The 25102-nt window shown below is 69.4% G+C and carries 20 protein-coding genes; 6 read left to right on the plus strand and 14 right to left on the minus strand.

The genetic code is table 11. From position 1 onward, the window contains the following. Positions 1 to 14: 14 nt before the first annotated feature. The 3 genes from hpnI to HNR00_RS15785 form a co-directional block, all read right to left on the minus strand. The gene (hpnI, locus tag HNR00_RS15775) at positions 15 to 1211 is read right to left on the minus strand and encodes a bacteriohopanetetrol glucosamine biosynthesis glycosyltransferase HpnI (RefSeq protein WP_183570983.1); all 1197 of its coding nucleotides are present in this window, start codon (positions 1209 to 1211) and stop codon (positions 15 to 17) included. A gap of 93 nt (positions 1212 to 1304) precedes the next feature. After that, on the minus strand, positions 1305 to 1919 hold the full coding sequence (locus HNR00_RS15780; RefSeq protein ID WP_183570986.1) for an MlaC/ttg2D family ABC transporter substrate-binding protein: 615 nt from the start codon (positions 1917 to 1919) through the stop codon (positions 1305 to 1307). Next, on the minus strand, positions 1910 to 3043 hold the full coding sequence (locus HNR00_RS15785) for an HpnL family protein (protein WP_183570988.1): 1134 nt from the start codon (positions 3041 to 3043) through the stop codon (positions 1910 to 1912). Before HNR00_RS15785 ends, HNR00_RS15780 begins: the two co-directional genes overlap by 10 nt. Positions 3044 to 3265: 222 nt before the next feature. On the opposite strand from HNR00_RS15785, the gene HNR00_RS15790 reads away from it, so the two are divergent. After that, positions 3266 to 4444, plus strand: coding sequence for an amidinotransferase (locus HNR00_RS15790; protein ID WP_183570990.1), 1179 nt, complete (start codon positions 3266 to 3268; stop codon positions 4442 to 4444). A gap of 226 nt (positions 4445 to 4670) precedes the next feature. Here the strand turns inward: HNR00_RS15790 and HNR00_RS15795 are convergent, their stop codons facing one another. The 4 genes from HNR00_RS15795 to HNR00_RS15810 all read right to left on the minus strand — a co-directional run bounded on the left by HNR00_RS15795 (position 4671) and on the right by HNR00_RS15810 (position 7333). Next, positions 4671 to 4883, minus strand: coding sequence for a hypothetical protein (locus tag HNR00_RS15795; protein WP_183570992.1), 213 nt, complete (start codon positions 4881 to 4883; stop codon positions 4671 to 4673). 80 nt (positions 4884 to 4963) lie between these two features. Then, complete coding sequence (locus HNR00_RS15800; protein ID WP_183570994.1) at positions 4964 to 5575, minus strand: glutathione S-transferase family protein; 612 nt, start codon at positions 5573 to 5575, stop codon at positions 4964 to 4966. 277 nt (positions 5576 to 5852) lie between these two features. After that, the gene (locus HNR00_RS15805) at positions 5853 to 6317 is read right to left on the minus strand and encodes a hypothetical protein (RefSeq protein WP_183570996.1); all 465 of its coding nucleotides are present in this window, start codon (positions 6315 to 6317) and stop codon (positions 5853 to 5855) included. 74 nt (positions 6318 to 6391) lie between these two features. Continuing rightward, a complete protein-coding gene (locus tag HNR00_RS15810) occupies positions 6392 to 7333 on the minus strand; it encodes a ribokinase (protein WP_312886066.1) in 942 nt (313 codons plus the stop codon). Between the two features lie 167 nt (positions 7334 to 7500). Here HNR00_RS15810 and HNR00_RS15815 point away from each other — a divergent pair, with 167 nt between their 5' ends. Continuing rightward, positions 7501 to 8196: a GntR family transcriptional regulator gene (locus HNR00_RS15815; protein ID WP_183571086.1), complete on the plus strand. Its 696-nt coding sequence runs from the start codon at positions 7501 to 7503 to the stop codon at positions 8194 to 8196. Between the two features lie 27 nt (positions 8197 to 8223). Here HNR00_RS15815 and HNR00_RS15820 read toward each other — a convergent pair whose 3' ends face one another. Continuing rightward, positions 8224 to 8364: a hypothetical protein gene (locus tag HNR00_RS15820; RefSeq protein ID WP_183571000.1), complete on the minus strand. Its 141-nt coding sequence runs from the start codon at positions 8362 to 8364 to the stop codon at positions 8224 to 8226. Between the two features lie 408 nt (positions 8365 to 8772). On the opposite strand from HNR00_RS15820, the gene HNR00_RS15825 reads away from it, so the two are divergent. Further along, the gene (locus HNR00_RS15825; RefSeq protein ID WP_183571002.1) at positions 8773 to 12444 is read left to right on the plus strand and encodes a M10 family metallopeptidase C-terminal domain-containing protein; all 3672 of its coding nucleotides are present in this window, start codon (positions 8773 to 8775) and stop codon (positions 12442 to 12444) included. A 213-nt stretch (positions 12445 to 12657) separates the two neighbouring features. Here the strand turns inward: HNR00_RS15825 and HNR00_RS15830 are convergent, their stop codons facing one another. From HNR00_RS15830 to HNR00_RS15845, 4 genes are all read right to left on the minus strand, one after another. Continuing rightward, on the minus strand, positions 12658 to 15090 hold the full coding sequence (locus HNR00_RS15830) for a putative bifunctional diguanylate cyclase/phosphodiesterase (protein ID WP_312886067.1): 2433 nt from the start codon (positions 15088 to 15090) through the stop codon (positions 12658 to 12660). Between the two features lie 184 nt (positions 15091 to 15274). Continuing rightward, the gene (locus tag HNR00_RS15835) at positions 15275 to 15751 is read right to left on the minus strand and encodes a chemotaxis protein CheW (RefSeq protein WP_183571004.1); all 477 of its coding nucleotides are present in this window, start codon (positions 15749 to 15751) and stop codon (positions 15275 to 15277) included. A 15-nt stretch (positions 15752 to 15766) separates the two neighbouring features. After that, a complete protein-coding gene (locus tag HNR00_RS15840) occupies positions 15767 to 18049 on the minus strand; it encodes a chemotaxis protein CheA (protein WP_183571006.1) in 2283 nt (760 codons plus the stop codon). Between the two features lie 39 nt (positions 18050 to 18088). Beyond that, a complete protein-coding gene (locus HNR00_RS15845; protein WP_183571009.1) occupies positions 18089 to 19567 on the minus strand; it encodes a methyl-accepting chemotaxis protein in 1479 nt (492 codons plus the stop codon). 441 nt (positions 19568 to 20008) lie between these two features. On the opposite strand from HNR00_RS15845, the gene HNR00_RS15850 reads away from it, so the two are divergent. Next, positions 20009 to 21118 (plus strand): PAS domain-containing protein, encoded by a 1110-nt coding sequence (locus HNR00_RS15850; protein WP_183571011.1) that lies wholly within the window; start codon positions 20009 to 20011, stop codon positions 21116 to 21118. Between the two features lie 40 nt (positions 21119 to 21158). Here the strand turns inward: HNR00_RS15850 and HNR00_RS15855 are convergent, their stop codons facing one another. Then, positions 21159 to 21473: a hypothetical protein gene (locus tag HNR00_RS15855; RefSeq protein ID WP_183571013.1), complete on the minus strand. Its 315-nt coding sequence runs from the start codon at positions 21471 to 21473 to the stop codon at positions 21159 to 21161. Between the two features lie 7 nt (positions 21474 to 21480). After that, entirely contained in the window at positions 21481 to 23490 is a 2010-nt protein-coding gene (locus tag HNR00_RS15860) for a methyl-accepting chemotaxis protein (protein ID WP_246390702.1), read from the minus strand. Between the two features lie 210 nt (positions 23491 to 23700). Here HNR00_RS15860 and HNR00_RS15865 point away from each other — a divergent pair, with 210 nt between their 5' ends. Next, positions 23701 to 24168 (plus strand): PAS domain-containing protein, encoded by a 468-nt coding sequence (locus tag HNR00_RS15865; protein ID WP_183571015.1) that lies wholly within the window; start codon positions 23701 to 23703, stop codon positions 24166 to 24168. A 434-nt stretch (positions 24169 to 24602) separates the two neighbouring features. Next, on the plus strand, positions 24603 to 24851 hold the full coding sequence (locus tag HNR00_RS15870; protein WP_183571017.1) for a magnesium transporter CorA family protein: 249 nt from the start codon (positions 24603 to 24605) through the stop codon (positions 24849 to 24851). Positions 24852 to 25102 lie beyond the last annotated feature (251 nt).

A 25102-nucleotide genomic window follows, 5' to 3' on the forward strand; every position in this document is an offset into this window, starting at 1 on the left:
GGGTCGAGCGAAGCTCAGACTGACGTGGCGCCGGTCTCGTGACCGAGGCCGTGTTCCGGGATCAGCGTACCGTCCGCAACCACACGGTAATCGTGACCTTTCCATGTCACCGCACCCGAGACGAAGCTCCAGGTGAAGTTGATGAAGGACAGCATGTCACGTATCGGCAACAGCCAGTAGGCGTGGGGCGCCAGCCCGAAGGCGCGCTCGATGCGCAGGCAGAGCAGGACGCGGCAGGCGAGCGCGAGCGCGGCCACCGCCAGCGCGGCGTTGCCGGCGCCCGGCATCAGCGCGGCGATGAGCGCCAACGGAAAGGCGTGGGTGACGAACGAGCCGGCGTAACCGGCCGGATCGACGTTGCGGATGGTGCGGTTCCAGCGCAGCTCGTGCCGCCACAGGCCGGACAGCTCGGTGTCGACGCAGGCATGCCCGATGGTGAAGGTCGGGATCGCGACGATGCCGCCGTCCCGGCGCAGGGCCTCGCCGATCATGTAGTCGTCGGCGAGATCGTCCTTAAAGGCGCGGAAACCGCCGATTTTTTCGAGCGATTCGCGGGTCATCGCGATGGTCGAGCCGAAGCAGGGCTTGGCGAGACCGAGTGCGGTGCCGACGAGGACGTTGGGCACGAACTGCACGTCGATGGCGAGCGCCGAGAGTTGGGCGCACAGGCCGCGCTCGGCCGGCTCGCCGTGATAGAGGCAGGTGACGCCGGTGACGCCCGGACGGGCGAGTTCGGCGACGATGCGCTCCAGGTAGTCGGGCCGCACCGACATGTCGCTGTCGGCGAGCACCACGGTCTCGTGGGCGATCAGGCCCGACATGTTGATGAGGTTCGAGACCTTGCGGTTCGAGCCGTGCTGGCTCGCATCCACCACGAGGTCGAGACGCACGCTCGGATAGGCCGCGCGCAGGCGCTCGACCACGGCGATGGCCGGATCGGTCGCGTTCTGGACGCCGAACAGGATCTGGACCGGGCCGGCATAGCTCTGGCGGCAGAAGGTCTCGAGATTCTCGAAAAGGTCCGGTTCGATGCCGCAGAGCGGCTTGAGGATGCTGACGCCGGGGCGCGGGGCGTCCGTGGCGAGGGCCGGCGCCTTGCGGGCGGCGAAGCGTCCGGCGAGCACGGCGGCGAGCAGCGCGTAGAGGCAGCCGGCGAGCGCCGGCACGAGGAAGAGCGACGAGATCCAGGCCGTCATCTCGGTCAGGTCCATGGCGCGCCGTCGCTCTTGTCGTTGTTGTCGGGCCGCCGGAGCGGAGCTTTTTTTCGGTCGAGCCGTCCGGCTCGATGTTCGGCGGCGCCGGCTTTACTTGGTGCCTTTGGCCAGCATGCCGTCCGTGCGCTCGCGCATGAACTTCAAGAGGCCGTCGGCCCCGCCGGTCTTGAGCGGCTCGGCGAAGCCCGCCCGCATGGAGGCGACTTCGCTGACATTGCCGTTGAGCAGCACGTCCTGCACCCGGTTGTCCGCGTTGACGACGTAGTCGACGTCCGAATCGTCACCGTCCTTGTTCGAGACGCGGGTGGAGACGACGCGGTTGGGGCCGCGGGTCTCGCTCTGCGGCTTGATCTCGAATTTTCCGCCCGCGGCCTGGGACAGGCGGTTGGCGTAGAGGGTGACGAAGTAGGTGCCGAACGCCTCGGTGAGCGCGGCCTGCTGCTCCGGCTTGAAGGTCTTCCACTTCGGGCCGACGGCGGTCGCCACCATGGCCTTCGTGTCGAAGGTTGCGGCGAGCGTGTCGCCGACGGTGGCCAGCCGGGTCTTGAGGTCGCCCGCGCCGTTCTTCAGCGCTTCCTCGAACTTGGCGTAGAGCTTGGTGACCGGCGCCACGGCGGGGTCCTCGGCAGCCCGCAGGTCGCGGGGCGACCCGAGGAGGGCGAGCACCGCGGCGGCGGCGAGAAGGGTGCGGCGGTTCAGGCGCACTTCTTGAAGGCTCCAGGCTCGTTGTCGGGGGCAAGGACGGCCGGCCGGCCGGCGGGGAAGCCGTAGGCGGTCGCCCGCGGCGTCGCAAGCGGGGCGGCGCGCTCCGGCCGGCGGCCGAGGCGGGCGCGGATCGCGGCAAGCCCCGTGCTCACGGCGTCGGTCGGGGCGGCGGCGGTGTCGCGCTCCATGACGTGCCACAGGGCGAGGCTCGGCAGGCCCACCGCGAGGTCGGCGACGCGCTTGACCAGCGAAAGGGCGAGGGCGGCCTCGGCCGGGATGCCGAACAGGGCGCAGAGCGCAATCAGGCCGCCCTCCTGCGCGCCGATAGCGCCCGGCACCACGAAGGCGGCCCCGCGCACCGCCTGGGCGAGGCTCTCGATCACCAACGCTTCAACGAAGGTGACGGGGTAGCCCATGGCGTTGAGCGCGATCCAGACCTCCAGGGTACCGATGATCCAGCCGACGAGGTGGATCAGGATCGCGCTGCCGACGCGGGCGTGGTTGGCGTAGAGGCGGCGCAGGTTGTCGTAGAGCACGTCGATGGCGCCGAGCGCGCGCCACTCGCGGGCGGCGGCGAAGCGCGAGAGCGCGGCCTCGATCAGGCGGTGCCCGCTCCGGCGCTGAATGACGTAGAAGGCGGCGAGCGCGGGGATCGCGACGAGCACGCCGCCGGCGACCGTGCGCACCACCGGCCCGTCGCCGGTGAAGTGGACGAGGAGCGCGAGGCCGGCCACCGTGAACAGGAGCTGGGTCAGCGCCTGGGTCATCAGGTCGACGAACATGCTGGCGCCGGCCATGCCGCCGGGGGTGCCGCGGCGCGTCAGCAGGCGCGCGCCGATCAGGTCGCCGCCGACCTGGGCCACGGGCAGCAGCGTGTTGATGCCCTCGCGGACGAAACGCAACTGGATGCAGTCACGCAAGCTGGGGCCGGCGCCGCGGGGGAACACGACGTGCCAGCCGAAGCCCGCCCAGGCCACCGCAACGAAGCGGGCGACCACGACCGCGAGCGCGCCCCAGCCCGCGCCGACCAGCGCACCGGCGACGTCCGTGACGCCCGAAGACAGGAACAGCGCGAGCGCCGTGACCAGTCCTACGATCGACGCCCATGTGGTGAGACGCTTCATCAGCCTCTTTCGACCTTCGCGATCTTCGTCGAGGGGCTTGTGTTGTCGAAATCCCACCGCGACCGGACTTCGAAAGCGTAGCGGCAGTAGGAAGGGTCTCGGCAGGTTGCAGCTTTACCCTGCCATGTCTATCACCCGATTGACACACCGGGGAGCAAAGCGGCGCCCGCGGTGGAGGTGAAGCGACGATTGTCGCCGGACGCCGCTTCTATGGAGCCGAGTATGGATCGCGAGCCGCAGATCACGGCGGAATCCGCCCTGATCGACGACCCGTCGACGCGGGGCTATGCCGGTCAAGGTGCTCAGGGGGGTGTGCCTTCGCCCCGCAGCCCGGTGATGGCCTGGAACGAGTGGGACCCGCTGGAGGAGGTGATCGTCGGCTCGCTCGACGGCGCCACGATCCCGACCCATCACCTCACCGTGATCTTCAACCTGCCGCGGGCGGCCCAGCCGTTCTACCGCTTCGCCTCTGGCTGGAAATACCCGAAGTTCATGAAGAAGTTGGCTCAACAGGAGCTGGACAACTTCATCTCGATCCTGGCCGGCGAAGGCGTGACCGTCCGCCGCCCCGACACGGTCGACTTCTCGAAGAAGTTCAAGGCGCCGCGCTGGACCTCGCGGGGCTTCTGCGTCGCCTGCCCGCGCGACCCGTACCTCGTCATCGGCGACGAGATCATCGAGAGCCCGATGTGCTGGCGCTCGCGCTACTTCGAGGGCGACGCCTACCGCTCGCTCTTTAAAGAGTATTTCCGGGCCGGCGCGCGCTGGACCTCGGCGCCGCGTCCGCAGCTCACCGACGACCTCTACAACTACGACTACCGGGTGCCGAACCTGAAGGCCGGCGAGCCGATGCAGTTCACGGTCAACGAGTTCGAGCCGGTCTTCGACGCGGCCGACTTCGTGCGCTGCGGCCGCGACCTGTTCGTGACCCGTTCCAACGTCACGAACCTGATGGGCATCGAGTGGCTGCGCCGCCATCTCGGCCCCGGCTTCCGCATCCACGAGATCGAGAGCCGCTGCCCGCAGCCGATGCACATCGATTCGTCGTTCATGCCGCTGGCGCCGGGCAAGGTGCTGGTCAACCCGGACTACATCGACGTCGAGAAGCTGCCCGCCGTGCTCAAGAAGTGGGACGTGCTGATCGCCCCGCGCCCCGACCCGGTCTCGGGCTTCATGAGCAAGATCTCGATGTGCTCGCCCTGGACCTCGATCAACGTGCTCGCCATCGACGAGAAGAAGATCGTCGTCGACCAGAGCCAGCCGACGCTGATCAAGGCCCTCAAGGATTGGGGCTTCGACCCGATCCCGGCGCCGTTCCTGAGCTACGGCCCGTTCGGCGGCTCGTTCCACTGCGCCACGCTCGACGTGCGCCGCCGCGGCGTGCTGAAGTCCTACTTCTGAGGCGCGTCACCGCCGCGGGCGATCCCCGCGGCGAAATAGGGTTTCGAGGCGCGTTCCGGGAGGCCGGGGCGCGCCATCTTCGTTGCCGGTTGCATGATCGGCAGCGGCCCGTTCGGATCCCTAGAGCACCGTCCTGGATATCGGATCCAGGACGGTGCTCTATGTTTCTGTGCCGCATCGTCTTTTTCCGAAAGCCGGAAACCACCTTTCGGAACGATGCTCTAAGTCACTCGCCCGCGAGGCGGCTCCCGGACCGCACCGCCCTGCGATAGGCCGCGCCGGCCACCATCAGGGCGCCGCCATATTGCACGAACCCGCCCTCCATCAGCCCGTCGGGGGCGAGGTGCGCCTGGAGCGCGAGGCGGGTCAGGGCGTTGAGCGCGAGGAAGGCGAGGCAGAACAGGGCGGAGGCGAACAAGGCGGCGATGAAATCGGGCATGGCGAAGCGTCCGGCGGGAGCCGGAAAAGCTTAGCAAGGGTCGGGCCGGATTCGCCGTTGCCGCCGTGCATCACGCCGGATCAGCCCGCGGGCGGCCGGGTCGCCACCATCGAGGGCCGCTCGCTGATCCCCGCGAACCACGCGGCCAAGCCGGGAGCGTCGTCGCGCCACGCGATGTCGGAGAAGCGCAGGTCGAGATAGGCGAGCGCGCAGGCGAGCGCGACGGTGCCGATGTCGATGCGCTCAGCCAGATCGCCAGCCCGCTCCTCGAACCACGCCAGCGTCGTCTCGATCTTGGCGCTCTGGCCCTTGATCCAGGTTGCGGAGCGCTCGCTCTCCGGCCGGGCGGTCAGCTCGTAGCGGATCAGCAGGGCGGCATCGAGCACGCCGTCGGCGGCCGATTGCTCGTTGAGCGCCCGCCAGCGCGCCGCGCCCTCGCGGGGGAAGAGGCCGCCGCCGGCCAGCGCGTCGAGGTATTCGCAGATCACCCGGCTGTCGGCGAGCGCGTGGCCGTCCGCGTCGATCAGCGTCGGCACCTGGGCGAGCGGGTGCTGCGCCAGGACCGAGCGGTCGCGCTCGACCGGATGGACCTTGCTCGGCAGCAGCTCGATGCGCTCGGCGAGACCGAGTTCGTGGGCGACCACCATCACCTTCCGGACGAAGGGCGAGGTGTGCGAGTGGAACAGCTTCAAGGCAGCACTTCTCCGACTCTCGTGACGGCGACGGACGACTCATACCCGATGCATCCGCGACCGAGCGACGTCGCGGTCGCTGCCGGTGATCGTAGAGCGGATCGCCTATGGATGCTTCGGCCGCTCGTGTCCACCGAGCAGACCTTGCCGGAGCGACGGATCATCGGCACGGGACGATAGGGAACGGAGCGAGCCGCGTTTCACGAGACCCGGGCAACCTGGGGAACGCGCCTTCAGAATCCGAAGGTTGCACAGGGTCGGCATGCGCCGGCCCCCTTCAGGGGCCGTCCGGCGGTGCGGCGGCGTTCGTGCGGCGCGGCGCGATCAACTGATCGAAGACGACGCGCCTGCCGGTCTTCTTGTAGCGGACGCCCATGGCGCGGCGGCCGATGTTCCGAGCCTTGCCGGCCTCCACCAGCGCGACGAGCGTCTCCGGCGCCGCTGCGGCCGCCGTCATGACCCAGGCCACGTCGGCGCCGTCGGGCCGGTCGAGGGGCGGCGGCCGTCCGGTGCGGGCGAACTCGCGCGCTTCCGCGAGCCCGTAGAGGTGCCATCCGAGATAACCCACGACCCGCCGGTCGTCGAAGGCGAACAGCGCGTGGCCGCGACGGATCTGGTCGTCGACGGTCTGGGTCAGGTCGCCGAACCGGAAGGCGGAGAACGGCGCGCGGCGGGCGAGGAAATGGAGCGCGATCCCCAGGGTGGTGTAGGACGGGTCCAGGGCACGGATCGTGATGGCCAAGACTGTGCTCCTCGTCTTGCGAATGCGATGCGGGCCGGCGACCGGCTCGTCGGGGTATCGTCAAGGGGTGGGCGTCACGACATGGCCGCCTCGGGCGCGTGGATGCGGAGGAAGTCTCCGACCTCCGCGGGATCGGGCAGGCCGTCGAGGACGCCGTGGCGCGTCACCATCAGGGCACCGCAGGCCGCCGCGATCCGGCCGCTCGCATCCCAGTGCCGGCCCGCCACGAAACCGGCCGCCAGGCCGGCGGTGAAGGCGTCGCCGGCGCCCAACGTGTCGACGGCGGTGACCTGGTACGCACGTTGATCCAGGATCGTCGAACCGCCGAGGACGATTCGCGCTCCGGCCGCGCCGAAGGTGATCACCAGGACCTCGACGCCGCGCGCGTGCAGTGCCCGCGCAAGTCCCTCCGCCGCCGCGCGCAGCCCGCCGGTGCCGGCCGGTCCCGCGAGACGGCCGAGCAGGGCCTCGGCCTCGGTCTCGTTGAGGACGAGGATCGTGGTGGCGGCCAGGATCTCGTCCGAGGGCAACCGGAACGGCGACGGATTGAGGAGGGTGGGGATCCCGGCACCGCGCGCGATGGCGAAGGCTTCCGCGACGGGGTCGTCGCCGATCTCGAACTGCGCGAGCACCATCGCGCTGGACAGGATGCCCGCCGCCGCCGAGCGCACCGTCTCCCGCGACAGCAGAAGGTTGGCGCCGGGATGGACCGCGAGGCAGTTCTCGCCGTCGGTGCCGACGAAGCCGACGCCGATGCCGGTCGAGCCCGGATGCGGGCGGATCATGGAGGTCGGCAGGCCCATCCGCCGCAGCGCGGGCTCGGCCAGGGCCGCGAGATGGTCCGTCCCGATGGGGATCAGACCGTCCACCGCGATCCCGAGCCGACGCAGGCCGGCGGCGACGTTGAAGCCCTTGCCGCCCGGCTCCCAGGCGATCGCCGAGGCCCGAAGCGACTCGCCGGGTCGGGGAAGCCGATCGACCCGGAACGTGCCGGCCGCGACGAAACTCCCGAGCACAAAAGCGTGTCCCACAAAAGCGTGTCCCATGTGGCTCATCCGGCGCGGGATCATGTAGGATCGGCGCGTGGTGCGCCGCCCGGACGCTCGCACACGGTGCTGCCGCATTGACCAGACCGCCGAACGTTCTCGCGAAGCTCCGCATCCAGAACGACACCGCCCTCCCGATGTATCGGCAACTGGAACACCAGTTCCGGACCATGATCGCCGACGGTGTCCTGCCCCCCGGCGCCACCCTGCCCGCCGAGCGCAAGCTGGCGCTCGATCTCGGCATCAGCCGGAAGACCGTTCAGCAATGCTACGAAGCCCTGCGCCAGCAGCGGATGGTGAGCGCGCATGGCCGCAATGGCTACATCGTCGAGGACGGGTTTCGCCGCATCAAGCCCGGCATGGAACGCCTCAAGGGCTTCACGCAGGAGATGCAGGAACTCGGTCGGGTCCCCTCGTCCCGCATCCTTGAGCGGACGATCGGCGAGGATCGCTCCATCGCCTCGATCTTCGGCCTCTCCTCCACCGCCCGGTTCCTGCGGCTCGTGCGTGTGCGCATGGGCGACGGGATTCCCTTGTCGGTGGAACGGGCGTGGTACGATCTCGACATCGCTCCCGGCCTCGCCGAGGCGGACCTGACGGGGTCGGTCTACGATCGTCTGGCCGAGTGCGGCGCCCCTCTCCTCGAGTGCGAGCAGACCATCGAGGCGGCCTCGCCGGAGCCGCAGGAATGCGAGATCTTCGGCTTCTCCAAACCGATCCCGTGCCTGCTGATCAAGCGCCGCTCCTACGGCACCGATGCGCGCCTGATCGAGTATGTCGAAGGCCTCTTTCGCGGGGACACCTACGCCTATCGGCTGCACCTGCGGGCCTGATCCGTTCCGCCCTGGCACGCCGTGAGGTCACCACGCTCGACCGTTTCGGGCATCGCAGAATCCGGGATGCCAGGCTTCGCCGAGGCTGGGCAGGCGGCGGGTTCCGGCGACCGGCTGCCACCACAGGATGTTGATGCCCTGTTCTTGACTGGACTGGATCTCCTTCATCGTCCGCCGCCCCTCCCGACCGGTCCGAGCCGTGAATCAAGCTCATCTCAGGAGCAAGGTCCCATGACGAGGCCGCGGAGGCAATGCTCCGGCTCGGCCCCGCCTTGCGAACCGGCGTGGAGATTTCCTTTTTGGTACCAAATCAGGGAGCCAATTCACGGTCTCGACTCGCAATTACTGGCCGAAAGCGGGTCTTTGGGCTCATTTTGGTAGCGGCGAATATTTTTGCGTGTTAGCCCTTGAAACGCCGGGCAGCCCGATTCGAGGGCGATGCCTTCAGGACCTTCGGCGCCATCGCCCCCTCCCTGCGAACCGCTCCGGCGGGTCGGGACGGCGGGCGACTCATGGGGGGATCAGGCGATGTGCATCCTTTGCAGCGACAGGCTGGGCTACGTCTCCAGGCATTGGATGTCCGGACCCTCGGCGGGAAGCGGATCTCCGTCAGCGGAGGAGGTCGGCGCCCCGCCGGTCGGCACTCTCGCCACGGTCATCGACCAGCTCACCACCTCGTGGGTCTCCGACAACGACGCCCGGACCTGGGCGAAGACACAGGTGGTCTACGCGATCCCCTCGACGGCGCCGCCGAGCAGCGGCAACAACGAGGCGACGGGCTTCCGGACCATGACCGCGCTGATGGTCGCGCGCGCCCGCGAATCGTTCGAGCTCTGGGACGACCTGATCGCCATCGACCTCGTCGAGACCTCGTCCGCGACCAACCACGACATCAGCTTCGCCTACACCTCCGTGACGGAGGACGGCGGAACCTACGCATCGCCGACTAGGACGCAGGGCAGCAACGGCGTCGACACCATCACCAAGCAGCGGATCTGGATGAATTCCGGCTGGGATTCCCACGATACCGACGCCGACATGTTCTACGGCGGCTACGGAATCCAGACCTACGTCCACGAGATCGGCCACACCCTCGGCCTCTCCCATGGCGGCAAATACAACGCCGCACCGGGCGTCTCAATCACGTACAACAACAATGCCGAATACGCGCAGGACACGCGCAAATACACCGTCATGTCCTATTTCAACGCGGACGCGGACGGGTCCGGCACCGATCATTTCGGCCGACGCGACGACGATCGCAACGGATCTCTCGATCGGACCTTCGGCGCGACCCCACTCCTCGACGACATCTCGGCGATCCAGGCCAAGTACGGCGCCGATCTGACGACGCGCACGGGCAACACGACCTACGGGTTCAACTCCAACGCGGGCCGCGGAGCGTTCGATTTCAACCAGAACACCGATCCGGTCATCGCGATCTACGATGCCGGCGGATACGACACCCTGGACGTGTCCGGCTTCACCACGAACCAGTTGATCGATCTCGGGCCGGGCACCTTCTCCGATATCGGCAGCATGACCGACAACGTCGCCATCGCCCGCAACACGACGATCGAAGCGGCGATCGGCGGGTCGGGCAACGACACGATGTACGGCAATGCCGTCAGCAACGGCCTCACCGGAAACAGCGGAAACGACAGGATCTTCGGCTTCGACGGCGGCGATACGCTCAACGGCGGATTCGGCAACGACATGCTGTACGGCGGAACCGGCGGCGACTCCCTCGATGGCGGTCCGGGCGACAACGGGCTCTACGGCGAGGATGGGAGCGACACGCTCCGGTCCGGTTCCGGCAAGGACTACATCGATGGCGGGACCGGCTTCGACTATGTCAGCTATGCCGCCTCGAATGCGGGCGTCACGGTCGACCTCGCGCTCGGCAAGGTCCTCGACGGCTACGCCAGCGGCGATACGATCGTGGGGATCGAGGGCGCCTACGGCTCGGCCTTCGCCGACAACCTGAGCGGCGCCACCACGGCGTCGAGCCTGTATGGCGGCGGCGGCGACGACAAGCTGCGGGGCCTGGGCGCGAACGACATCCTCTACGGCGAGGCCGGAAACGACACCATCGTGGGCGGTGCTGGCAGCGACATCGTGTTCGGCGGCGACGGCTTCGACACAGCCGTCTTCGAGGGAAGCGCCGGCGTCACCGTGAACTTGGTCAACGGGGCCCATGCCGGCGACGCCGCCGGAGATCTCTTCTCCTCGATCGAGCGCTTCCTCGGCAGCAACTACGGCGACACGTTCGTCGGCGCGGCGGCGGCCGACGATTTCAGGGGGCGGGGCGGGACGGACAGCCTCACCGGAAACGGAGGCGCCGACACGCTGGAAGGCGGTGCGGGCGGCGATCGGCTCGACGGCGGCGACGGGAACGACACGGCGACCTATGCGGGATCGTCCGCGGGGGTCTATGTCGACCTGTCCCTCGGCAAGGTGGCCAACGGCGACGCGCAGGGCGACACCCTCGTCAGTATCGAGAACCTCGAAGGCTCGAATTACGGCGACACCCTCGGCGGCAGCGAGGGCGCCAACACGATCAACGGCGGGGCCGGAAACGACACCCTGTCCGGCGCCGGCGGCGTGGATCAGATCGGCGGCGGCGCCGGGGACGACGGCATCACCGGCGGGGCCGGAGCCGATTACATGCTCGCCGGAGACGGTGTCGACTGGGCCTACTACAGCGATTCGAACGCCGGGGTCACCGTCGACATCAGCGCCGGCAAGGTCGCCGGCATCGGCGGCACCGCCGAGGGCGACGCCCTGGTGGATTTCGAGAACATCCTCGGCTCGGCCTATGCGGACACGCTCTACGGCAACGGCTTCACCAACATCCTCAGCGGCGCTGCCGGGATCGACAAACTGTACGGCCGCGACGGCGACGATACCCTGATCGGCGGCGCGGGCGGCGATACCCTCGACGGCGGCATCGGCACTGACCTCGTGGATTACGGCGCCTCGTCCGCGGGTGTGTCGGTCAACCTCAGCACCGGCGCGGCGAGCGGCGGCGACGCGGCGGGGGATATCCTCATCGGGATCGAGAGGGTGGCCGGATCCGGCTTCGCCGATACGCTGGTCGGGACCGCCGGGATCGATCGCCTCGACGGGCGAGCCGGAGCCGACAAGCTGGAAGGTCTCGACGGCAGCGACGTGTACTACGTCGACGACAGCGGCGACCTCACCTTCGAGGCCGCGGGCAAAGGCAGCGACACCGTCATGGCCGCGGTGAACTACGGGCTGACGGCCGGCCAATCCATCGAGATCCTGCGCACGCTCCTCGATACCGGCAAGGGCGCCATCGACCTGACCGGCAACGAACTCGCCAACATGCTCGTCGGCAACGATGGCGCCAACATCCTCAACGGCGGGGCCGGCCTCGATAACCTGTACGGGCGGGCCGGCGACGACAGCTTCATCGTCGACAATGCCGGTGACCGGGTGTTCGAGGCCTCGGGCGGGGGCGTCGACCGGGTATTCGCCTCGACCAGCTACGCGCTCCAGGTCGGGCAGGAGATCGAGGGGCTGCAGCTCCTCGCCTCGACCGGGACGACCAAGCTCGATCTCACCGGCAACGCGATCAGCCAATCGCTGGTCGGCAACAACGGGGACAACGTCATCAACGGCGGCATCGGCCGCGACGCGATGACGGGGCGCGGCGGCAACGACACCTTCATCATCGACAATATCGGCGACCGGGTGCGCGAGGCGGCGGGCGGCGGCAGCGACACGGTGCTGGGCTCGACGAGCTACGCGCTCGCGGCAGGTCAGGAGATCGAGGCGCTGCAACTGCTCTCGTCGACCGGCACGGCACGGCTCAACCTCAGCGGCAACGAGTTCGGTCAGAAGCTGGTGGGCAACAACGGCGCCAACGTGCTCGACGGCCGGGGCGGCAACGATCTGTTGATCGGCCGGGGCGGCGCCGACAGCTTCGCCTTCTCGACGGCCCTGGGCTCGACCAACGTCGACAGCATCTCTGACTTCGCGGCCGAGGACACGGTGCGGCTGTCGAAAAGTGTCTTTTCCGCGCTGGCGCCTGGGCAGCTCGCCGACGGCGCGTTCAAGAACATCAGCACGGGCATCGCCGATTCCGGCGACCGCATTCTGTACAAGCAGGCCACCGGCGAGCTGTTCTACGACGCGGATGGCTCGGGGAACGGGGCATCGGTGAAGTTCGCCGTGCTCGACAACAAGGCCGCGCTCACGGCAGCGGACTTCCTCGTGGTTTGATCGCCCGGAGGGGAGCGTTCCGAGAGCGGTCCCCTCCCGCTCGCGCCTCGCGGGTCGATCGGCCCGATGCTATGGTTCGTCGTGGTTTTTGGTGGATCACGCTTCGAGAAGGAAGCGGCGAGGCGGGAAGACGAGCTTGGCGCGGCCTTTCCCATGCCGTTGCCGGCATCCGGCCTTCCGGTTGCGAACGGACGGCCGAATGCGCCGCCGCCGTCACGACGCGCGGACCAGCGAGAGAATCGGTCGTGCGTCCTGTGCCGGGCCGCTCTCGGCCGCCGGGGCGACCGTCACCGTTCCCTCGATGCGCCCGATCAGCGCCATGACCTCGGACGCGGGGCGGGCCGGGCTGTAGAGGAAGCCCTGGGCGACGTCGCAGCGCTTCTCGCGCAGCACGTCGAGCTGCTGGCGCGTCTCGACGCCCTCGACGGTGACGTTCATCGACAGGGCGCGCCCCATCCGGGCGATGGCCTCGACCACCGCGACCTTCTCGGGCCGGCCCTGCAGGTCGCGCACGAAGGAGCGGTCGACCTTCACCTTGTCGAAGGGAAACTCGGTCAGGTAGCTCAAGGACGAGTAGCCGGTGCCGAAGTCGTCCAGCGCGATGCGCACGCCGAGCGCCCGCAAACTGTTGAGGTTGTCCAGCACCTCGACTCCGTGATCGAGCAGCACCGATTCCGTAATCTCGACTTCCAGAAGGTCGGGCCTCAGCCCCGTCTCCCGCAGCACGGCGGCGACCTCCTCGTGGAAGCCCGGCATGCGCAGGTGGATCGAGGAGATGTTGACCGCGACCCGCAGCCCGTCCCAGGCGAGAGCGTCGGTGCAGGCGCGCCTGAGCGCCCAACGACCGATCTCGACGACGAAACCGGTGCCCTCCGCGACCGGGATGACCTCGCCAGGCGAGACCCAGCCCTGTCCGGGCTTGTTCCAGCGCAGCAGGGCCTCGAAGCCGGTGACGCGCCCGCTGCGCATGTCGACGAGCGGCTGGTAGTGCAGCTCCATCTCGTCGGCGGCGAGTGCCGCCCGCATGTCGACGTCGAGTTGGCGGTGGCGTTGGACCTTTTCCTCCAGCGCTGGGTCGAAGGTGCGCCAGCAGCCCTTGCCGTCCGCCTTCGCGGCGTAGAGGGCGAGGTCGGCGCGCATGAGCAGGCTCGACGGGTCGATGGCGTCGTCGGGCCCGTAGGCGATACCGACGCTGACGCCGATCTCCAGCCGGGTCTCGTCGATCGGGTAGGGGCGGCGCAACGCCGCCACGGCCCGCGAGGCCAGGGCCTCCGCCTCGGCCCGCCCCGTGTCGCGCACGACCACCGCGAACTCGTCGCCGCCGAGGCGAAAGACGCCGTGCGAGCCGCAGACGTCGAGCAGGCGCGCCGCGACCTCCTTCAGGAGCCTGTCGCCGACGAGATGGCCGCGAGTGTCGTTGACGACCTTGAAGCCGTCGAGGTCGAGGTAGAACAGCGCGCTGCGGCGCTCGGACGAGTGGATCTCGCGGCAGACCTCCTCCAACACCTCCTGGAAGTTGGTGCGGTTGGGCAACCCCGTCAGGGCGTCGTGGCCGGCCAGGAAGGCGATGCGGGCCTGCGCCGCGCGACTCGCCGTGACGTCCGAGCCGACGCCGCGGTAGCCGAGGAAGGCGCCCTGCCGGTCGAAGGCGGGCTTGCCGTTGAGGGTCCACCAGCGCGTCCCCTCCGTCGTCGCCAGGCTGACCGTGAGGTCCCGGAACGGCAGGCGGGCCTGGACGGCGGCGATGACCGCCTCGATGTCCCCGCGCGCGGCCCCCTCGGCGGCGATCGCGCGCAGGACCGCCATGACGTCGAGGTCGCGCAGGTCCGCGGCGTCCCGGCCGAAAAGGGCGGCGAAGCGTCGGCGGGAATGGTGCAGGCGCCCGGCCGCGTCCGTCTCCCAGAGCCAGTCGCTGGTTCCCTCCTCGAAGTCCTTGAGCAGCAGGCCGATGGTCTCGCTCTGCTGCTGCACCACCGCCCGGTCCCACAGGCGCTGGTACGACAGCCCGCACATGCGGCGCGCGCTGAAGAATACGAACGTCGCGTAGACCGCGAGCAGCACCGCGATGTAGTCGCCCACCGGTGCCTCGCAGCCCAGCAGGCCGACGAACAAACCGGCGACCACGGGCGCGGCGAGCAGGACGGCGACGCCGAAGATCGGGCCGACGACGTAGGCGTCCGAGACGAGCCCGGCGCAGACCGCCACCACGATGACCCGATAGGCGTTGTCCATGCCCGGCAGCAGCACCGCGGGCATGCTCGCCCATGACAGGCCGAGCACGAGGGCGAGCAGCTTCGAGGCCGCGAAGCCGCGGCGGATCGCGCGCTCGGTCGCCGCCGCGCCCAAAGCGTGGCGGTAGCGCCGCGCCGCGGTCAAGGTGGCGGCGCAGAGCAAGATCACCGCCGTCGCCAAACCGGCCATGTAGCCGTGCGGGGCGATGTCCCGGAACATGTAGGCGAGCGCCAGCGCGACCGCGGCCTGGGTGACGGCGGAGTATTTGGCGAGTTGCAACGTCTCGCCCAGCATCGCGGCGCGGGTCTCATGGCGCAGCCGGGCGTCCTCGGGGCCGGGTGCGCCACGACCGGCGGTCGCGAATCCGCTGCGGGCCTTGCCGGCCTTACGGGAGGGCGTGTCGAGGGCGCTCACGATGATCGGTCCGTTCGATGGGGCGGCCTGCCACCTTCGCGGAGGGGCCGGGTGATTCCAGACGGCGACGAGGGGGAACTCATCGCCGTCTGCCCGCGCGACCGCGCGGCGGTGGGCGTCCGCCGAACTCACCGATCCCGACCCTCGGTCGGGATCGGTGCCGATCGGGATGAGGTGGCGTCAGTCAGGCGGCTTCGGCCGCCGGCCCGAAGGCGAGCAGGGCATCGACGTCGAGGACGACGAGCAGGCATCCGTCGAGGCGGTGCACCCCGGACGCGAGGCCGCGCCAGCGCGGGTCGAGGTTGGACGGAACCGCCTCTCGGGTGTCCGCGGCCGGCCGCAGGACTTCGCCGACCGCGTCCACGACGAGCCCGAAGGTCTCGCCGGCCTGTTCCAGGCCGACTGCCATTCCCATCGCGTTCCGGTCCGGCGCCGGCAGGCCGAGCCGGCGGCGCAGGCACAGGGCGGTGACCACGCGGCCCCGCAGGTTGAGCAGGCCGACCACCTCGGGCGGCGCGAGCGGCACGGGGGTGATCGAGTTCGGTCTGAACACGTCGTGCACGCGGGCGATGGGCAGGCCGAACAAGGCCTCCCCGACGGTCACGGTGACGTAGTCCGCCGCCTCGCCGGACGACGCCGGCGCCTGGATCTTACCGGTCATGGGTGGCGCTCCTCGTCAGGCCGCGAGGCCGACGGCGTCGAGGGGGATTGCGGCGACGGAACGCGCCGTCCGGTCGGGGCCGTGCACGGGCGGAAGCAGCTGCGCGAGATCGACGATGTCGGTCGCCCGACCGCGCAGGACCGCGGTGCCGAGAATGCCGGGCCGGCCGGCCGCGGGCTCGACCTCGACGCGCTCGGAGACGATGTCGACGATGGCGTCCACCAGGAGGCCGGTCGGGCGCTCGCCGGGAGTGAACACGAGCATGTCCTGACTGCCTTCCCGGCGGACCGGGATGCCATCCTCCGCAGGAACGAGCGGCATCAGGCGCCCGCGGTACTGGATGACCGGTCGCCCGCCGAGCCACTCGATCCGTCCGGCCTCGACCGTTTCCAGGCGGGTCACCAGCGACAGCGGCACCGCCCTGAGGTCGCCGCCCGCGCGGAAGACGAGGTAGCGCGACGCTTCGTCCGGCGTGGTCGACGGTGCGTCGCCCGTGTCCGGGGCGAGGTCCTGTCGGCTGCCCGCCGCGACGCGCTCCGCGACGCCGTTCGGATCGACGATGAGCACCACGGCGCCGTCGCCGAGGATGGTGTTGCCGGCGAACAGCGACAGGTGGCGGAGTTTCGAGGACATCGGCTTCACGACGATCTCCTCTGTGTGGAAGACCTCGTCCACGAGGAGGCCGAAGCGCTGGCGTCCGACCTGAGCCACCACCACGAAGCCGTCGGCCGACGGCGCGGCCCCCATTCCGAGGATGCCCGAGAGCGGCACGACGGGCAGGAGGCTGTCGCGAAGCCGCAGCACCGGCGCGCCGTTGATGCGCTCGATGTCCTGGGCCTGCCCGCTTCCGACGCGCACCAGTTCCAGCACCGCCACCTGCGGCAGCGCGAAGCGGTGCGCGCCGGCCCGCACGATCAGCGCGGCGACGATGGCGAGCGTGAGCGGGATCTTGATGGTGAAGGTGGTGCCGCGGCCGGGCCGGGTGGCGATGTCGATGACGCCGCCGATGGTCTCGATGTTGGTCTTGACCACGTCCATGCCGACGCCGCGGCCCGAGACCGAGGTGACGGCCGAGGCCGTCGAGAAGCCGGCGTGGAAGATGAACTTGGCGGCCTGCGCGTCGGTCATCCGCTCGACCTCGGCTTGCGAGGCCAGCCCGCGCTCGACCGCCTTGCGACGGATGGCGGCGAGGTCCAGGCCCCGACCGTCGTCGGCGATCTCGACCGTCACCGTGCCGCCCTCGTGGTAGGCGCAGAGGCGGATGGTGCCGCGGGCGGTCTTGCCGGCGGCGACACGGTCGGCGGTCGCCTCCAGGCCGTGGTCGGCGGAGTTGCGCACCATGTGGGTGAGCGGGTCCTTGATCACGTCGAGGACCTGCCGGTCGAGCTCGGTCTCGGCGCCGACCATAACGAGATCGATCGGCTTTCCGAGCTCGGCCGAGAGGTCGCGTACCACGCGGGGCAGCTTCTGCCAGGCGTTGCCCACCGGCTGCATGCGCGTCCGCATCACGCCGTCCTGCAGCTCGGCGGTGACCTGGCTGAGCCGCTGGAGCGGGCCCTTGTAGACGTCGCTGCCCGAGGCCCTCGCGATCTCCACAAGTTGGTTGCGGGTTAGCACGAGCTCCGAGACCATCGTCATCAGGTGCTCGACGGTCTCGACGCCGACCCGGATGGTCTGGCCATGGGCGACGGCGCCGCCCCGGTCGCTGGCCGTCGTGGGGTCGGTCTCCATCCGCGACGCCACCACGGGAGCCGCCTCCTCGACGCGGTCCGGCGCCTCCGGCGCATCGGCGCCGGGCGCGGCGAGGAAGGCCGCCTCCAACGCGTCGAGAAACGCCGCCGGTTCGCTTGCCGGCAACGTCGGGGGGCCTTCCGCCGACGCCGACCAGAACGCCGCGATCGCTTCCGCCCCGCTTGTGCCGACCCGTGCGGTCGCCATCGATTCGAGGGCGCCGATCAGGTCGGCGTCCTCCCCCGGCGGTTCGGTACCCGCGATCTCGAGGGCGTTCAGGATCTGCTTGAGCCGGTCGAGGGTCGCGAGCACCAGCGTCACCGCCTGCGCGCCGACGGGGTCCCCGTCGCGGAAGCGGCCCATCAGGGTCTCCGCCGCGTGGGCGAGCGCCTCCAGGCGGGGCAGCCCGAGGAAGCCGCAAGTGCCCTTGATGGTGTGCACCAGGCGGAAGACGTTCCGCAGGACGTCTTTGTCGGTGGGGTCGCGCTCGAAGCGGACGAGTTCCGCGTCGACGGTGTCGAGATGCTCGGCGCTCTCTGTCAGGAATTCGCGCAGGAGGTCGTCCATCGGTCCTCTCCTCGGATGGGCGGGGTGCGGCGGCGGCCCTCAGGCCGCCATGCTGCGGGACGCGTCGCGGACGAGGCGCGCGGACGCCTCGACCTCCTGGGTCGAGGCGGCGATCAGGCCGACGCTGCGGCTGATCTCGGTGACCGCCTGCGTCATGGCCTGCATGTTGGCCGACATCTCCTGCGCGACCGCGGCCTGCTGCTCGACCGCCGAGGAGATGGCCGAGGAGATCTCGTTGACCTCGCCGATGGTCTCGCCGATGCTTGCGATGGCGGCGGCGGCTTGGTTCGCCGCGGCCTGCGTCTCGGCGATCTGGCCGCCGATGCTCTGCGTCGCCCGCGCGGTCTGCGCGGCGAGTTCCTTCACCTCGGCGGCGACGACGGCGAAGCCCTTGCCGGCCTCCCCGGCGCGGGCCGCCTCGATGGTGGCGTTGAGGGCCAGCAGGTTGGTCTGCGAGGCGATGCCCGAGATCATGCCGACCACGTCGCCGATGCGCTGGGCCGCCGAGGCGAGCCCGGCCACGACGGTCGAGGTCGCGTTGGCCTGTTCGACGGCCCGCCCGGTGACCTGCAAGGCACGGTTGACCTGCCGGCCGATCTCGCCCACCGATGAGGCCAGCTCCTCCGCGCCGGCGGCGACTCCCTGGGTGTTGCCCGAGGCCTGCTCGGCGGCGCCGGCCGCACCGACCGCCTGCTGCGAAGCCTGCGAGATGGACGCGGCGATGCCGTCGAGGTCGCGGTCGATGCCGCGGTGCAACGCGGCCCGGCGCTGGCGCTCCTGCACGGCGGCGGTGACGTCGACGGCGAACTTGACGACCTTCACGAGGCGGTTGGAGGCGTCGCGGACGGGATTGTAGGTGGCCTGGATCCAGACCTCGCGTCCGCCGTTGCCGATGCGGCGGTACTCGGCCTGCTGGAACTCGCCGCGCCGCAGCGCCTCCCAGAAGGCGCGGTAGGCAGCGCTTCCCCGCTCGGCGGCCTCGACGAACATCGAGTGGTGCTTGCCCCTCACCTCGTCGAGGCCGTAGCTGACCACCGCGAGGAAGTTGGCGTTGGCGGTGACGACGGTGCCGTCGAGCTCGAACTCGATGATGCCCTGCGAGCGGTCGAGGGCGTCGAGCTTGCCCTGGTTGTCGGCGCTGCGCAGCTTCCGCGCGGTGATGTCGACCGCGCACTTGAACACGCCGTAGGGCTTGCCGTTGCGACCGACGAGCGGGTTGTAGCTGGCCTGGATCCAGACCTCGCGCCCGCCCTTGCCGATGCGCTTGTATTCGGCCTGCTGGAACTCGCCGCGGCGGAGCGCCGCCCAGAACTGCCGGTAGGCGTCGCCCTCGCGCTCGACGGGATCGACGAACATGGAGTGATGCCGCCCCTGGATCTCCTCGAGGCCGTAGCCGAGGGCGGCCAGGAAGTTGGCGTTGGCCGTGACGACCTTGCCGTCCAGGTCGAACTCGATCAGCGCTTGCGAGGCATTGAGCGCGTTCAGCTTTGACTTGAGTTGGTTGCCCCGAAGTAGCATGTGAAGTCCCCAGTGAAAGGAGGTCGTTCGCCTCTCTTTCCAGTAGGATGGATCGGCCGCGCTGACGCCGCCTCAAGCCGATTGGCTAAAAACGAGTACATCGACGGGTTTCCGGGCCAAATTTCCTGTCATTTCACCGGACCTGGGGCGAGGTCTGGCCGGATTGGCAGATTTGCGCCCATTTCCCTATCGTGGCGGCTCCTGCCTCAGGCCGTTCGTTACCGGGCTATGAAGTTCTTCCCGGCGCGGCATTCATTGCCGCCTGCGAGGTACCGCTTGCGGTGCGTCCTTGCTGCGTCTTGCCCGGTGAGACCGCTTTCCGCGCTGCCCGACTTCCGGGAGCCACTGCACAGAAGGACAGTTCTGCCTTCTTAACGCATTATGAATCATGGTCGTGGCAGGAAGGCTTCCACCGGACGGGTCGAGACTGGGAGAAGGGTGATGCCGACGCGGTCACTGATGCGGCAGGGACCGGCCGAGGGGGGCGGGAGCACACGCGCCTTCTCATCCCGCCACTTCCTCAAACTCGTCGAGGACACCGGCAAGGTCGGCTTCTGGTCGGCGGACCTGCGCACGGAGCGGCTGGACGCCTCGCTCGGCCTCTACCGCATCCTCGGGCTCGACCCGGCGTCCGAGATGACCTTCGGCTTCGGCCTCGACATGATCCATCCCGAGGACCAAGCCGCCCACCGCGACCAGATCGCGGTCCTGCGTTCCGGGCAGCCGATCAGCCGCGAGTTCCGCATCGTCCGGCCGGACCGGACCCAGCGCTGGATCCTGCACCATGCCGAGGTGATCCTCGGCGCCGACGGCGCCCCGGCCCAGGGCATGGGCGTCGTCTTCGACGTGACGGAGCGGCACGACTCCTTAAACGCGCTCATGCAGCGCCACGACCGGTTCAATGCGTTGATCGCCGCGACGGCCTCGGTCTTCTGGATAAACAAGGCCAACGGCGAGCCCAGCGAGATGCCGCAGTGGATGGCGCTGACCGGCCAGACCCACGCTCAGATGCAGGGCCTGGGCTGGCTGGATGCCGTCCACCCGGACGACCGGGCACGGACACAGGCCGCGTGGATGACGGCGGTCGAGCATACCGAGCCCTACAACACCGATTACCGCGTCCTGTGCGCCGACGGGATCTATCGCTGGTTCAACGCACGCGGCGCGCCGGTGCTGAACCAGGACGGCTCGGTGCGCGAGTGGGTCGGCGTCTGCCTCAAGATGCCGGGGCGCAGCCGCTACGGCGCCCAGGTGCCCGGGACCGAGGCCCCGCCCCCACCGCCTGCCTTCTCCCGTCCCACCACGTCGAACGGGGAGGAACTGCCGACCGCGGGCCAGATCAGGGCGGCGCGCGGGCTCACCGGTCTGTCGAAGGACGACCTGGCCGCGGCGGCCAAGGTCTCGGTCTCGACCCTGAACCGGCTGGAGGACCCCGCCTCGGCCGTCCGCCCGCGTCCGGACACCCTGCTGGCCGTGCGCCGCGCGCTCGAGGCGGCCGGCGTCGAGTTCATCTTCGAACCCGGCAGGAAGCCCGGCATCCGGGAGGCGTGAGGGGGAGGCGGGCCGGACCTGCGCCGCCCCCCGCGTCGTCTCACGCCTCCGGGAGCGGCTGGGCGCCGAGGCCGGCCGCGCCGGCCATCACGGCCTGGGCGAGCAACGCCATTCCCGTCGCCGCCTCGTGCAGGGTCGACGCGGTCGGATCGTCCGCGGGCAGGTCCGAGACCGCCCTCCGGACGGATTCCCGTAGCTGATGCAGGGCTCGCGTGAGCGAGCCGGACAGGCAGGCGATCTGCGCTTGGCGCGAGCCGGGATCGAGCCCGGCCGCCATCTCCCGTTCCAGTTGGACGTGGAGGCGGCGCGATGCTTCCGCGGACAGGTCGAGCGGGAGGGTGAGGACTTCAGCCATCGGATCCTCACGCCGCGCGGATCTTGGAGAGGAACCGGGCGACTTCGCCGCCCAGATGCTCGGACTGCCGCGACAGGTCCGAGGCCGCCGTCAAGACTTGGGTGGCCGCCGCGCCCGTCTCCTCGGCCGCCCGGGCGACACCGGTGACGTTGCTCGTCACCTCGCCGGTGCCCGACGCCGCCTCGGTGACGTTGCGCACGATCTCCTGCGTGGCCGCGCCCTGCTCCTGAACGGCGACGGCGATGGAGGTCGCGACGGTGTTGATCTCCTGGATGCGCCGACGGATGCCGTCGATAGCGCCGACGGCGTTGCCGGTCGCGCCCTGGATGCGACCGATCTGCTGCGTGATGTCCTCCGTGGCGCGCGCCGTCTGGCTCGCCAGATCCTTCACTTCCGAGGCCACCACGGCGAAGCCGCGCCCGGCCTCCCCGGCCCGCGCCGCCTCGATGGTCGCGTTGAGCGCCAGGAGGTTGGTCTGGCTGGCGATGGCGGAGATCATGGCGACCACGTCGCCGATCTTGCGCACCGCCTCGCTGAGTTCCTGCACCAGTGACGCCGTCTGCTCCGCCTCGCGGACCGCCTGCCCGGCGAGGTCCTCGGAGCCCGCGACCTGTCTCGCGATCTCGTCGACCGAGGCCCCGAGTTCCTCGGCGGCCGCCGCCACCGTGCCGACGTTGGCCGAGGCTTGATTCGCCGCGGCGGCCACGGCCGTCGATTGCTGCGCGGTCTCGGTCGCGATGCCCGACATGCTCGCGGCGGTCGCTTGCAACTCCGTTGCGGCGGATGCCACCGAGGACAGGACGGCGCCGACGGTGTGCTCGAAGGCGTCCGCCATCCCCGCGAGGTCGGCCCTGTGCCGCGCCTCGGCCTCGGCGCGCTCCCGTGCCGCCTCCTCCTCCAGGCGGCGCACCCGCTCGCGCTGCTCGACCTGGGCGGTAACGTCGATGGCGAACTTGGTCACCTGCACCGGTCGCCCGTCTGCGTCGAGCACCGGGTTGTAGCTCGCCTCGATCCAGACTTCGCGCCCGCCCTTGCCGATTCGGCGGAATTGCCCGGCCTGGTACTCGCCGCGCCGCAGCGCCTCCCAGAAGCGGGCGTACTCGGCGCCGGCGCGGTCATCGGGGTCGACGAACATGCGGTGGTGCTGACCGACCACCTCGGCGGCCGTGTAGCCGACGGCGTTGAGGAAGTTGGCGTTCGCCTCCAGCACGCGTCCGTCGAGATCGAAGCTGATCACCGCCTGCGACTTGCGGATGGCCTCGATCTGGCCCCTCAGGGCGGCGGTCTCGACGGTCTGGGCGGTGATGTCGGTGGCGTACTTCACGACCCGCGCGACCTGCCCCGACCCGTCGCGGATCGGGTTGTAGGAGCCCTTGATCCACACCGCCTGACCGCCCTTGGCGATGCGCTTGAACTCCGCCACCTCGGCCCGCCCCGCGCGCAGCCCGTCCCAGAACGCGGCATATTCGCGGCCTTCGCGGTAGGCCGGCTCGACGAAAAGGCCGTGATGGCGCCCCCGGACCTCGTCGAGGGCGTAGCCCATCGGGCCGAGGAACGCGGCGTTGGCGGAAAGGATGGTGCCGTCGGGCAGGAACTCGACGACGGCCTGGGACGCCTCGACGGCGGCGAGGCGGCGGGCTTGGTCCTCGCGCTCCAGGCGCGGGGCGGCGTCGGTCCACGCCAGGGCCTGGCCGAGGACGCCGCGTCTGCCGGGCACCGGCACCGCGACGACGTCGAAGAGGCGTCCGCCGAGCGCGACGACGGTCGCCCCGCCCCGCCCGGGCCGGTCGGCCAGCGAACGGCCTTCCGCGTCCCGGCACAGGCCGTCGACGTGGCGGCCCACGATGTCCTCCGGACGGACGCCGGACGGGCCGACCGCAGGCCGGCGCAGCAGGTCGGCCATGGCCGGGTTGAGGGCGACGACCACGCCGTTCGCGTCGAGGTTCATCACCGGCGTTCCGATGGCGGCAAGCGTCGCGGCGTCGGCCCTGCGCCGTCCACCCGTGAAATCGAACATGGCGGTCATTTCCCTTGTCCCGGTTGGAGCCCGGTGCCGACGACTGGTTTCGTATCGGTTCGGGCGATGTCCCATGATCGCTGCCCCGGGATTGCGGAACCCTGAATTGAATTCTCCACACTTCGCGTCGAACATGCCATTGCGGCGGCATAAGTCGTTAACGGATCCTGATTTATTGCTCCATGGCACGCTCATGGGAGGAATCGTGCCATGGAACTCACGGACTTGGTGCGGCTGTTCGCGGAGCCGGTGGACCTCGCGGTGGTGCTGACCGACGTCGACTTGGAGCGGCCGGGACCGACGGTGCTCTACGCCAACCCGGCCTTCGCGCGCATGAGCGGCTACGCGCCCGCCGACCTCGTCGGCGGTACGCCGCGCATCCTGCAGGGACCGGACACCAACCGTGAGGCCACGCGACACCTGCCGCGGCTCCTGCGGGCGGAAGGGCGCTTCCTGGGTTGCCTGCGGAACTATCGTAGGGATGGAGAGGAGTACCTGTGCGAGATCGACGTCCGGCCGATCCTGGACCGCGACGGCGCCCCGCAGGCCTATATCGCCTTCGAACGCGAGGTCGTTCGGCGCCGAGGCAGGCCGGCTGAGGGCGGGACTCGGCGCTATCGTCCGACGGTCCAATCCCCTCTGCCGTTGGTGGGCTCCGGCATGCCGATCTTCGCGTGAGGCCCGAGCGACAACGGCATATGCCGGCAGGGGCCGTCGAACCGCGCTCTTGCCTCTAGAAACAACGTGGAGGCGGGCGGCGAGGAAGCCGGCCGTTCTTCGTTGGCAGTTGCAGGCCGGGTTCCCGACGCGCTGGTCGTCGACGGTCACGGTGATCGCCTTGGTCGGGCTGACCGCGTGGCACGCCTCGAACGCGTTCTCGGGGACGCAACGGACCGACCGCCCGTCCCCCCTATCGGCCGGCCCAAGCCGCCGGCGTCGAAGAAGGCCCGGAGCTCGGTTGATGCTGTTGACCGCCGCGCCGACCCCCACGGTTTCGTCCGGGCGTTCCTAAGACCGTGCCCATCAGCGAGAACGCACCCAAAAACGAGCGGTCGACGTCGGTAGAGGACGGGCGCTCGTGACGACCATCATTGAAGCTGGCCCGATCGAACATGATGCGCCTGTGCTCGGCCGTGGTGCTGCCGGTCGAAGTCTGTCGCAAGCTGGAGCTCGGCGACCTCGTAGCCATCGACGAGGAGATGCAGCCCCTGTTCCGGGACGTGTTCGACGTGCTCTCCTTCCCCTCTCGACGCATCGATTCCAGGCTGCCCTATCGTGCTTCGGTGCGATTCTCGATGTCTCAAAGGCTGCAGCACTACGATGCAAAATTGCAAATTCAACGTCATTTAACCGGTGTTTGAGAATGATGACCTAAATTATGCCACGACTTTTAATGTTATCTGACCTAAATTAAGATCTCTTTAGTACATAAATGCCAATATGCAGCCGGACACATTCAGCAGACTACGTAAGTATCTTGTCTGCCGAGCAATCCATGACTTGTATCAGACAATTTTGCTGAAAAATTTTCTATATTATTAATATTTTAAGTAGGTATTTAAGCCTTTGTGGCAAAAATTTATTCTTAATGGCAGAAAGACCGGAGATGGGA

The sequence above is a fragment of the Methylorubrum rhodinum genome (assembly GCF_014199935.1).
Taxonomy (GTDB): Bacteria; Pseudomonadota; Alphaproteobacteria; order Rhizobiales; family Beijerinckiaceae; genus Methylobacterium; species Methylobacterium rhodinum.